General features: G+C 72.1%; 8 protein-coding genes and 3 tRNA genes. 4 read left to right on the top strand and 7 right to left on the bottom strand.

The annotated features are described in order from the left end of the window. The 4 genes from ACZ6ZI_RS10910 to ACZ6ZI_RS10895 form a co-directional block, all read right to left on the bottom strand. A partial coding sequence (locus ACZ6ZI_RS10910) for a DEAD/DEAH box helicase (protein WP_469518607.1) occupies positions 1-1895 on the bottom strand: 1895 nt, incomplete at its 3' end. Between the two features lie 1025 nt (positions 1896-2920). Next, positions 2921-3307: a fluoride efflux transporter FluC gene (locus tag ACZ6ZI_RS10905; RefSeq protein WP_469518605.1), complete on the bottom strand. Its 387-nt coding sequence runs from the start codon at positions 3305-3307 to the stop codon at positions 2921-2923. Further along, a complete protein-coding gene (locus ACZ6ZI_RS10900; protein WP_469518603.1) occupies positions 3304-3849 on the bottom strand; it encodes a fluoride efflux transporter FluC in 546 nt (181 codons plus the stop codon). Before ACZ6ZI_RS10900 ends, ACZ6ZI_RS10905 begins: the two co-directional genes overlap by 4 nt. A gap of 35 nt (positions 3850-3884) precedes the next feature. Further along, positions 3885-4235, bottom strand: a complete 351-nt coding sequence (locus ACZ6ZI_RS10895; protein WP_030225620.1) for a metallopeptidase family protein — start codon at positions 4233-4235, stop codon at positions 3885-3887. Between the two features lie 103 nt (positions 4236-4338). Between ACZ6ZI_RS10895 and ACZ6ZI_RS10890 the strand changes: the two genes are divergently transcribed. From ACZ6ZI_RS10890 to ACZ6ZI_RS10880, 3 genes are all read left to right on the top strand, one after another. Continuing rightward, positions 4339-4411, top strand: a tRNA-Glu gene (locus ACZ6ZI_RS10890). Between the two features lie 38 nt (positions 4412-4449). Beyond that, positions 4450-4523, top strand: a tRNA-Asp gene (locus tag ACZ6ZI_RS10885). A gap of 22 nt (positions 4524-4545) precedes the next feature. After that, a tRNA-Phe gene (locus ACZ6ZI_RS10880) sits at positions 4546-4619 on the top strand. A gap of 40 nt (positions 4620-4659) precedes the next feature. Here the strand turns inward: ACZ6ZI_RS10880 and ACZ6ZI_RS10875 are convergent. The 3 genes from ACZ6ZI_RS10875 to ACZ6ZI_RS10865 are packed head-to-tail and all read right to left on the bottom strand — an operon-like array spanning position 4660 to position 6922. Next, entirely contained in the window at positions 4660-5475 is an 816-nt protein-coding gene (locus ACZ6ZI_RS10875; protein WP_469518683.1) for a cytochrome c biogenesis CcdA family protein, read from the bottom strand. 26 nt (positions 5476-5501) lie between these two features. Continuing rightward, positions 5502-6239: a DsbA family protein gene (locus tag ACZ6ZI_RS10870; RefSeq protein WP_469518601.1), complete on the bottom strand. Its 738-nt coding sequence runs from the start codon at positions 6237-6239 to the stop codon at positions 5502-5504. A 59-nt stretch (positions 6240-6298) separates the two neighbouring features. Beyond that, complete coding sequence (locus ACZ6ZI_RS10865; RefSeq protein WP_469518599.1) at positions 6299-6922, bottom strand: hypothetical protein; 624 nt, start codon at positions 6920-6922, stop codon at positions 6299-6301. Positions 6923-7032: 110 nt separating this feature from the next. On the opposite strand from ACZ6ZI_RS10865, the gene hrpA reads away from it, so the two are divergent. Next, positions 7033-10956: an ATP-dependent RNA helicase HrpA gene (hrpA, locus tag ACZ6ZI_RS10860; RefSeq protein ID WP_469518597.1), complete on the top strand. Its 3924-nt coding sequence runs from the start codon at positions 7033-7035 to the stop codon at positions 10954-10956. The last annotated feature ends 40 nt before the right edge of the window (positions 10957-10996 follow it).

Genomic DNA, 10996 nt, shown 5'->3' with positions numbered 1-10996 from the left:
GTGTCGTCACGACGGAAACCACCACGGTCACCACCGCGGTCGTCACGACGGTCACCACCGGAACGGAAACCACCCGACGGACGGTCGTCGCGACGGAAACCACCACGGTCGCCACCACGGTCGTCACGGCTGAAGCCACCCGACGGACGGTCGTCACGACGGAAACCACCACGGTCACCACCGCGGTCGTCACGACGGTCACCACCGGAACGGAAACCACCCGACGGACGGTCGTCGCGACGGAACCCACCACGGTCGCCGCCACGGTCGTCACGGCGGTTGTCGCGACGCTCGTAGTTGCCGCGGTCGTCACGGCGCTCGAAGGTGCGCTCCTGGACGACGGGCTCGGCCGCGACGGCGGCGGCGAGCTCGGCCTCGGCGGCCTCCACGACCTCGGCGACGGCGGCCTCCGGGTCCTCGCCGCGCTCACGGGCGGAGCGGGCGACGAGGCGGTCGGCCTCCTCGCGCAGCTCGGCGGCGCGACGGGTCGCGCGCTCCAGCTGCTTGGTGAGGTCGGCGACGTCGCGCTCGGCCTGCTTGGCGGCGTTGTTCGCCGAGTCGGCCTGGACCTCGGTGAGCGAACGCGCACCGGTGATCTCGGCGACCTCCGGGTCGAAGGCGCCGGCGCCCTGGACGATGTGGCGCGAGGCGTCGACGCCCGCGTCCTCCATCAGGCGGAAGATCTGGCGGCGCTGGTGCGGCAGGGCCAGGGAGACCACGACGCCCGACTTGCCGGCGCGGGCGGTACGGCCCGAGCGGTGCAGGTAGTCCTTGTGGTCGCCGGCCGGGTCCACGTTCAGGACCAGGTCGATGCCGTCGACGTGGATGCCGCGGGCGGCGACGTCGGTGGCGACGAGCGCGTTGACGTAGCCGTCCTTGAAGTCCGCGAGGACGCGGGTACGGGCGCCCTGGGTCATGCCGCCGTGCAGCGCGTCGGCCTTCACGCCGGCCTCGACGAGCTGCTCGGCGATGCGGTCGGCGCCCAGCTGGGTGCGGACGAAGATGATGGTGCGGCCCTTGCGGGCGGCGATGGCGGCCGTGACGGGCGCCTTGTCCTTCGGCTTCACGACGAGGACGTGGTGCGTCATGGTCGTGACGTTGCCCTGGGCGCTGTCGACCTCGTGGCTGACCGGGTTGGTCAGGTAACGCTTGACCAGCGTGCCGATCTCGTTCTCCATGGTCGCGGAGAAGAGCATGCGCTGACCGCCGGCCGGGACCTGGTCGAGCAGCTCGGTGACCTCGGGCAGGAAGCCCAGGTCGGCCATCTGGTCGGCCTCGTCGAGGACGGCGACCTCGACGTTCTCCAGGGAGCAGGCGCCGCGGTTGATGATGTCGCGCAGGCGGCCCGGGGTGGCGACGAGGATGTCGACGCCGCGCTCCAGGGCGTAGATCTGGTTGCCCATGGACGTACCGCCGCAGACGACCTTCATCTTCAGGCCGAGCACGTCGCCGTAGGGCTGGAGGGCGTCCGCGACCTGCATCGCGAGCTCGCGGGTCGGGGTGAGGATGACCGCGCGGGGCTTCTTCTTGTCGGTGTGGCCGCCGGCGAGGCGCGCCAGGGTCGGCAGACCGAAGGAGAGGGTCTTGCCGGAGCCGGTGCGGCCGCGGCCGAGGATGTCCTTGCCGGCCAGGGCGTCCGGGATGGTCGCCGCCTGGATCGGGAAGGGGGTGGTGACGCCGTTCTGCGCGAGCTTGCGCACGACGCCCTCGGGCAGACCGAGGTCCGCGAAGGTCACCGTGGGCTCGGCGTCGGCGTCGCCGTCTTCGTCGTTCGCGTCGCCGGAGACATCGGCCTCGAGGGCCTCGATGATCTCGTCCGCCTCGATGGCCTCCATGGCCTCGGTGACCGCGAGGGTCTCGGCGTCGACGATGTCGTTGGTGTCGTTCTCGGGCATGACGGAACGGTCAGAACTGGAAATGGACATGCGAAATGCGAAACCTTCCGGAGTCTCGGCACGCGCCCAAACTCCGTGAATCGCAAATCGACCGCCTCAATGCGGTCAGCCACGGCTAGGGAGAGTACGCGCCACACGGCGCTCTTCGGATTCGGCGCCGGGCAATGGGATCAAACGATCTATAACCATACGCACCCTCCTGGGGGTCTGGCAAGTTCCACTCGGCCAAACCCCCCTGAGCTGCGCAAACGTTCCGCCCACGAGGGCGGGGCCGGCGGGAGGAACCGGCACGAACCCGTCCGGACTAGACGGTCGCCCCCTGCCCGGCGGTCGGTTCCGGGCCCGGCGGAGTCGGCTCGGGCGGAGTGGGTTCCGTCACAGCCGGGGTCGGCTCCACCACCGGCGGAGTGGTGGCCGAGCCTCCGGATCCACCCGATCCGGATCCCGAGCCCGCGCCCCCGCCGGAACCCGACCCGGACCCCGAGCCCGATCCCGACCCGGAGCCCGAACCGGACCCCGACCCCGAGCCGGAACCCGAGCCGCCGGACCCCGAACCTCCACCGGAACCCGAGCCGCCACCGGACGGCGCCTGCCCCTGCCCGCCGGCCCCGCCGCCGGGGCCCGCCGAGGGCGAGGGCTGCCCGGGCCTGCCCACCGGGGCGCCGGGGCTGGGAGAGGCCCCGGTCGCGCCGGAGGCCCGGCCCGGCTCACCGGCCTTGCCCTCCTGGTTGCCCGTCGCGTCCTTGAGCCCCTGCCCGTTGCCGTGGATCCCCGAGCCGCGCCCGACGGCCGCTCCGCCACCCGCGGCGGCCCCCTTGCCGCCCGCCGAACTCGCCGGCGCCGGCTTCGCGGCGTCCTCGCCGACGCTCATGCAGCCCGCGGTGGCCGCGACCGCGAGGGCGGAGACGGCGAGTCTGAGGGAAGCGGACAAAGGGCGCACGGGGTACCTCCGGGGACACGGCGGCGGGGTCCGCGATGGGCGGGTCAATGAGCCCAACTCCCTTTACCCCGTAAGAGACACGCCCTTACCCGAACAGCTGCCGCGCCACCCGCGCACCGAGGTGCACGGCTCCCAGCCCGACCAGCACCGACGCCAGCACGTTCGCCGCGGCGAGGAAACCCCGACCGCGCTCGGCCAGCCGCAGGGTCTCGTAGGAGAACGTCGAGTACGTGCTCAGCGCCCCGCACAGGCCGGTGCCGATCAGCAGGCCCGCCGTAGAGGGGCCCCCGGCGCCCGCGCCGCCCGCCAGGCCGGCCCCGGCCAGGCCCCCCAGCAGCAGGCAGGCGAAGGCGTTCACCGTGAAGGTCCCCCAGGGGAAGAGGGAGTCGGCGCGGGCCTGCACCGCCCGGTCGGTCAGGTAGCGCAGCGGGGCCCCGACCGCCGCCCCGGCGAGCACCAGCAGCCAGTTCACCGCGGACCGCCCCCGCCGGCTCCCGGCGCCGGACCGGCCGGGGGCGCCGACCCGACCGCCCGGCGGGTCAGCGTCGCCGCCGCCCATACGGCGCCCAGCGCGCCGACGACGGTGAGCGCGGCGTAGGCCAGGGCGCGGCCCGCCGCGCCGTCGTCGAGCAGCCGCGAGAAGTCGAGCGCGTAGGCGGAGAAGGTGGTGAAGCCGCCGAGCACCCCGGTCCCGGCGAAGGGGCGCACCAGGGGGTGGGCCCGCCGGTCGCCCTCGGCGACCAGCACCATGAGCACGCCGATGAGCGCGCAGCCGACGACGTTGATCCACAGGGTCGTCCACGGGAAGGCCCCGGGGCCCTCCGCGGGCCACAGCAGCCCCGCCCCGTAGCGGGCGGCGGCGCCCACCGCGCCGCCCGCCGCGACGGCGGCGAGCACCGGGGCGCGCGGCTCGGCGCGCTGCGCGGGCACGCACAGGTCGACGTCGGGGTCGACGGGTCCCTCGGTGGGCCCCTCGGCGGGTCCCTCGGCGGGTACCTCCGGGGGGCCTTCCACCGGCCCCTCCGCGGGCCCGCCGGACGGGCCGGGGCTCACCCGTAGCCCAGCGCGTGCAGCCGCTCGTCGTCGATGCCGAAGTGGTGGGCGATCTCGTGCACCACCGTCACCTCCGTCTCGGCGACCACGCTCTCCCGGTCCTCGCACATCCGCAACGTGGGGTTCCGGTAGATCGTGATGCGGTCCGGGAGGACGCCGGCGTACCACTCGCCGCGTTCGGTGAGCGGAGTCCCCTCGTACAGCCCGAGCAGCTCGGGGTCGTCGGCCGGGGGTTCGTCCTCGACGAACACCGCGACGTTGTCCATCAGCCGCGTGAGCTCCGGCGGGATCCGGTCCAGGGCCTCTGCGACGAGCTCCTCGAACTCCTCGCGCGTCATCTCCAGCACCCGGCCATTGTCGCTCCGGGGGAAACCGTTTTGGCGATACCTCCTCCGATCCCATATGCTTCTCACGTCCCCGACGCGCTGAAAAGTGCCCGGCGGGCCTTTAGCCCTCATCGTCTAGTGGCCCAGGACGCCGCCCTTTCAAGGCGGTAGCACGGGTTCGAATCCCGTTGGGGGTACGCAACACCATGTGCAAGACTTGCTCTTGCACAAACCAGGTCCTGTGGAGCAGTTGGTTAGCTCGCCACCCTGTCAAGGTGGAGGTCGCGGGTTCAAGTCCCGTCAGGATCGCTGAGGCTGGAAACAGTCTCGTGGCTGGGTAGCTCAGTTGGTACGAGCGATCGCCTGAAAAGCGATAGGTCGCCGGTTCGACCCCGGCCCCAGCCACAAAAGGAAGGCCCCGTCCATCGGACGGGGCCTTCCGCGTTCACCCGCCCGCTTCGGTCCCCCGCTCGGCGCGGACCGCGCGCCGCCACCGGCCCAGGCCGAAGGCCAGGGCGCCGGCGGCGATCAGGGCGAGCAGCGCCCAGTCCGGTACGGCGTCCGCGAAGGAGCCCACCCAGCGCTCGACGGCGTACGAGTCGTCCACGTCCAGCAGGCCCGGCAGGGCGCTCGCTCCGTCGTACGCCAGGAACAGCGCGCCCAGGGTGATGAAGAAGAGCCCGGACAGCAGCGAGGTGGTGTGCAGTTCGAGGCGGCCCAGGCGCAGCGGGCGGCCGCGCAGCCAGCGCCTGCGGCCCAGGTCGAAGCGCTCCCACAGCAGGGCCAGGACGAACAGCGGTACGGCCATGCCCAGGGCGTACGCCGCGAGCAGCAGGCCGCCGTAGACGGGGCTCCCGCTGACCGCCGCGACCGTGAGGACGCTGCCTAGGATCGGGCCCGCGCAGAAGCCGGCGAGGCCGTAGACGGCGCCGAGGGCGTACACGGACAGGGCGGTGGTCGGGCGGATCCGGCCGGAGGCCTCGGACAGGCGGCGGGAGGCGAAGCCGAGGCCGAGGATCTGGGCGAGGCCGAGGGCGATGATCAGCCAGCCGCCGACGAGGACGAGGGCCTCGCGGTTGCCGTGGAAGAAGCGGCCCGCGTACGAGCCCGCCGCGCCCAGGGGCACGAGGGTGGTGGCGAGGCCCGCGTAGAAGATCCCGGTACGGGCCAGGAGGCGGGAGCGGGAGTCGATCGAGTACGCGAAGAAGGCGGGCAGCAGCAGGGCGCTGCACGGGCTGAGCAGGGCGAGGAGGCCGCCCATGAGGGCGGCGAGGTAGCCGATGCCGGTCACGGGCGGGCCGCCCCCTTCGCGCCGGCCTCGGCCTTCGCGCGCTCGATGGCGGCGGTGAAGGTCTCCAGGGGCTGGGCGCCGGCGACGGGGCGGCCGTCCACGAGGAAGGAGGGGGTGGAGCGGACGCCGATGCGGTAGCCCTCGTCCTGGTCCTTCTTGAGGGCGGCGGTGGCGGCCTCGCCGGTGAGGTCGGCCTTGAACCGCTCCAGGTCGGGGACGCCGGCCTGGCGGGCGAGTTCGACGAGGCGTTCCTCGCCGAAGCCCTTCTCCTTGGCTCCCTCGGCGTACGCGGCTTCGTGGAAGGCGCTGAACCTGTCCTGCTGCCCGGCCGCCCAGGCGGCCTTGGCGGCGGCCTCGGACTCGGCGCCGAAGATCGGGAAGTTGCGCCACTCGATGCGCAGGGTGCCGTCCTCGACGTACTTCCTCACCAGTGCGGGTTCGGTGTCGCGGGCGAACTTGGCGCAGTAGCCGCAGCGGAAGTCGGAGTACTCGATGAGGACGACGGGGGCGTCGGCGCGGCCCACGGCGAGCTTGTCGCCCGCTTCGCGGCGGGCGAGGGCCTTCAGCTCGGCGGCGGGGCCGCTGTCGGACCCGGCGGCGGCCGAGGAACCGGCGGAGGTGTCGGTGCGCCGCTCTTCGGGGGCGGTGGCCTGCCAGGAGACGAGGCCGAGGGTGACGGCGGCGAGCGCGACCCCGGCGGAGACGAGCAGGGGCTTGCGGGTGGAGGAGGGCATGCGGGGGCTCCGGTGCTGTGGAGGAGGGAAGAGGGGTACGGCGGTGCGGGGCCGTACTCCTAGACCCGCAGCACGGACAGCTCCAGGGGGCCGGGCGCGGGACGTACGGGTCCGCGTACGAGGACCCGTACGGGCTGCGTCGGCTGCGGGCGCTGCGCCTCGGGGGCGGGGCGGGCGGCCGGGAGCGGCGCGTGGTCGTGGCCGGCGCGGGGCGGGACGGCGGGGGTGTGGTCGCGGGCGGGGGAGCCGGGTGCGCAGGCGGGCCCCTGCCCGACGCCCGCGAAGGCCGGCGCGAAGCCGAAGCCCGGCGCGGGAGCCGGGGTGGAGGCGGGGGCCGGGGTGGAGCCGGGGCTCGGCGCGGCGGCCGGGACCCGAGGGGCCTTGGGGGCCCGCGCGACCTCCGGGACCCCCGAGGCCCGCGCGACCTCCGGGACGTCCCTGGTCTCGACGGCCACCGGGAGCACCGGGGCCACCGGGAACGCCACGTCCCTCGGGGCCGGTGCGACCACCGTGGCCGGTGCGGCCACCGGGAACACCGCGGCCACCGTGGCCAGAGCGGCCGGTGCGGCCACTGGGGCCGGTGCGGCCGCTGGGGCGCGGGGGGCGGCGCTCGGGGGCAGCGTGCCCAGCAGCACCGCGAGGACGGCCGCCAGTAGGCAGCACACGGAGCGGCGGCGGGACAAGGTGGGCTGCCTCTCACTGGCGCATCGGGGGGACTCGTCCCGAAATGGTACGGGGAGGGACACAAATGCGTTCGCCACCCACAGCACCCAGGTGAGATCCTCGATCAGGTATGTCTACTTCCTTCGCCGCCCTGCAGACGCTTCTCGGTGAGATCTCCCTCCGTGACGCGCACCGCCTCGGCCGCCGCCTCGAAGGCGCCCGCCGCATCCGCAAGCCCGAGGCCAAGCAGGCCGTGCTCGACGAGATCGCAGCGGAGGCCGAGAAGGCCGCCGCGCGACTGGCCGGCCGTGCCTCGCGGATGCCGGAGGTCACGTATCCCGAGAACCTGCCCGTCAGCCAGAAGAAGGACGAGATCGCCGAGGCGATACGCGACCACCAGGTCGTGATCGTCGCGGGCGAGACCGGCTCCGGCAAGACCACGCAGATCCCCAAGATCTGCATGGAGCTGGGGCGCGGTGTCCGGGGCATGATCGGGCACACCCAGCCCCGCCGGATCGCGGCCCGCACCGTCGCGGAGCGGATCGCGGAGGAGCTGAAGTCGGAGATCGGCCAGACGGTCGGCTGGAAGGTCCGGTTCACCGACCAGGTGGACCAGGACGCGACCTTCGTGAAGCTGATGACGGACGGCATCCTGCTCGCCGAGATCCAGACGGACCGCGAGCTGCGCGCCTACGACACGATCATCATCGACGAGGCGCACGAGCGGTCGCTGAACATCGACTTCCTGCTGGGCTACCTGGCGACGCTGCTGCCCAAGCGCCCGGACCTGAAGGTGGTCATCACCTCCGCGACGATCGACCCGGAGCGCTTCTCCCGGCATTTCGGGGACGCCCCGATCGTCGAGGTCAGCGGCCGGACGTATCCGGTGGAGGTGCGCTACCGGCCGCTGCTGGAGGAGGACTCCGAGGAGAGCGACCGCGACCAGATCACGGCGATCTGCGACGCCGTCGACGAGCTCCAGGGCGAGGGCGCCGGCGACATCCTGGTCTTCCTCTCCGGCGAGCGGGAGATCCGGGACACCGCGGACGCGCTGGAGAAGAGGAAACTGCGCTTCACCGAGGTGCTCCCCCTGTACGCGCGGCTCTCCCACGCCGAGCAGCACCGGGTGTTCCAGCAGCACACGGGTCGGCGGATCGTGCTGGCGACGAACGTCGCCGAGACCTCCCTGACCGTCCCGGGCATCAAGTACGTGATCGACCCGGGCACGGCCCGCATCTCCCGCTACAGCCACCGCACGAAGGTGCAGCGGCTGCCGATCGAGCGGATCAGCCAGGCCAGCGCCAACCAGCGCAAGGGCCGCTGTGGTCGTACGAGCGACGGCATCTGCATCCGGCTGTACTCCGAGGACGACTTCAACGCCCGTCCGGAGTTCACGGACGCGGAGATCCTGCGGACGAACCTGGCCTCCGTCATCCTCCAGATGACCGCCGCGGGGCTGGGGGAGATCGAGAAGTTCCCCTTCATCGACCCGCCGGACCACCGCAACATCCGCGACGGCGTGCAGCTGCTCCAGGAGCTGGGCGCGCTGGACCCGTCCGAGAAGGACCACCGCAAGCGGCTCACCCCGATGGGACGGCAGCTGTCGCAGCTGCCGGTGGACCCCCGGCTGGCCCGCATGGTGGTGGAGGCGGACAAGAACAACTGCGTGCGCGAGGTCATGGTCATCGCGGCGGCGCTGTCCATCCAGGACCCGCGCGAGCGGCCCTCGGACAAGCAGACGCAGGCCGACCAGAACCACGCCCGCTTCAAGGACGAGACCAGCGACTTCCTGTCGTTCCTGAACATGTGGCGCTACGTCCGCGAGCAGCAGAAGGAGCGGGGTTCCTCCTCCTTCCGCCGGATGTGCAAGCAGGAGTACCTGAACTTCCTGCGGATCCGCGAGTGGCAGGACATCTACTCGCAGCTGCGCACGGTCGCCAAGACCATGGGCATCCACGTCAACGAGGCCGACGGCGCCGAGCAGAACATCCACGTCTCGCTGCTGGCCGGTCTGCTGTCGCACATCGGTCTGAAGGACACCGACAAGAACGAGTACCTCGGTGCCCGGTCGGCGAAGTTCGCGATCTTCCCGGGTTCCTCGCTGTTCAAGAAGCAGCCGAAGTTCCTGATGTCGGCCGAGCTGGTGGAGACCTCGCGGCTGTGGGCGCGGGTGAACGCCAAGGTGGAGCCCGAGTGGGTGGAGCCGCTCGCCCAGCACCTGATCAAGCGCACGTACAGCGAGCCGCACTGGGAGAAGGACCAGGCGGCCGTGATGGCGTACGAGAAGGTGACCCTGTACGGGGTGCCGATCGTCGCCCAGCGGAAGATCAACTACGGGCGGATCGACCCGGAGGTGTCGCGGGAGCTGTTCATCCGCAACGCCCTGGTCGAGGGCGACTGGCGTACGCACCACAAGTTCTACGCCGACAACCGCAAGCTCCTGACCGAGGTCGAGGAGCTGGAGAACCGGGCCCGGCGCCGGGACATCGTGGTCGACGACGAGACCCTCTTCGACTTCTACGACCAGCGCATCCCGGAACACGTCGTGTCGGGGGCGCACTTCGACTCCTGGTGGAAGCACAAGAAGCGCGAGGAGCCCGAACTCCTCGACTTCGAGCGCGAGATGCTGCTCACCGAGAAGGCGGCCGGGGTCACCAAGGCCGACTACCCGGACAGCTGGCGCCAGGGGCAGCTGAAGTTCCGGGTGACCTACCAGTTCGAGCCGGGCACGGACGCGGACGGCGTGACCGTGCACGTCCCGCTCCAGGTGCTGAACCAGGTCACCGACGAGGGCTTCGACTGGCAGATCCCGGGCCTGCGGGAAGAAGTGGTGACGGAGCTGATCCGTTCGCTGCCCAAGCCGATCCGCCGGCACTACGTACCCGCCCCGAACTACGCGACCCGCTTCCTGGCGACGTCCCACCCGCTCCAGGAGCCGCTGACGGTGACGCTCGCCCGCGAGCTGCACCGAATGGTCGGGGTCCCGGTGACGGCCGAGGACTTCGACACCACCCGGATCCCCGAACACCTGAAGATCACCTTCCGGATCGTCGACGAGCGGCGCCGGACGCTCGCCGAGGACAAGGACCTGGAGAGCCTGCGGCTGTCGCTGAAGCCGAAGGCCCGCCAGGCCCTGTCCAAGGCCGCCGCGGCCACCGCCGAGCGCTCGGGCGGGGAGTCGTTGGAGCGCACGGGGCTGACGGACTGGACCATCGGCTCACTGACGAAGGTCTTCGAGACCCGGCGCGCCGGCCAGCCCGTGAAGGCCTACCCGGCGCTGGTGGACGAGGGGACGAGCGTCTCCGTACGCCTCTTCGACACGGAGGTCGAGCAGCAGCGGGCGATGTGGCTGGGCACGCGCAGGCTGATCCTCCTCAACATCCCGGTGAACCCGGCGAAGTTCGCCTCGGACAAGCTCACCAACCAGCAGAAGCTGGCCCTGTCGCGGAACCCGCACGGTTCCATCCAGGCCCTCTTCGACGACTGCGCGACGGCCGCGACCGACCGGCTGATCGCCGACCACGGCGGGCCGGCCTGGGACGAGGCGGGCTTCCGTCGGCTCTACGAGGCGGTGCGCGCCGACCTGGTGGACACGACGGTGCGGACGGTGGGCCAGGTCCAGCAGGTGCTGGCCGCCTGGCAGGCCTGCGAGCGGCGGCTGAAGGCGACCAACAGCCTGGCGCTGATGGCGAACGTCGCGGACGTGAAGCAGCAGCTGGCGGCGCTGATGCCGGCGGGCTTCGTGACGCTGACCGGACTGCGCCGGCTGCCGGACCTGATGCGGTACCTGGTGGCCGCCGACCGGCGCCTCCAGCAGATGCCGACGGGCGCCCAGCGGGACACGACGCGCATGCAGAAGGTCCACGAGATGCGGGACGAGTACCTGTGGCTGCTGGAGCAGTTGCCGCAGGGGCGGCCGGTGCCGGAGACGGTGACGGACATCCGCTGGATGATCGAGGAACTGCGGGTCAGCTACTTCGCGCACGCGCTCGGGACGGCGTACCCGATCTCCGACAAGCGGATCGTGAAGGCGGTGGACGCGGCGGCGCCGTGATCCGGTTCGACTGCACCCCCTGAGCTGGGGTACAGTCTGA

The organism is Streptomyces sp. NPDC103540 (assembly GCF_055584445.1).
Note: the sequence above shows the minus strand (reverse complement) of the source record. Positions and strands in the feature narration are given on the sequence as shown.

What these genes read in the sequence shown, in the direction of transcription:
- ACZ6ZI_RS10870 (WP_469518601.1), bottom strand. Translation starts at nt 6,239, where the DNA reads ATGCCCTCCTCCACCCGCAAGCCCCTGCTCGTCTCCGCCGGGGTCGCG.
- ACZ6ZI_RS10875 (WP_469518683.1), bottom strand. Translation starts at nt 5,475, where the DNA reads ATGGGCGGCCTCCTCGCCCTGCTCAGCCCGTGCAGCGCCCTGCTGCTG.
- hrpA (WP_469518597.1), top strand. Translation starts at nt 7,033, where the DNA reads ATGTCTACTTCCTTCGCCGCCCTGCAGACGCTTCTCGGTGAGATCTCC.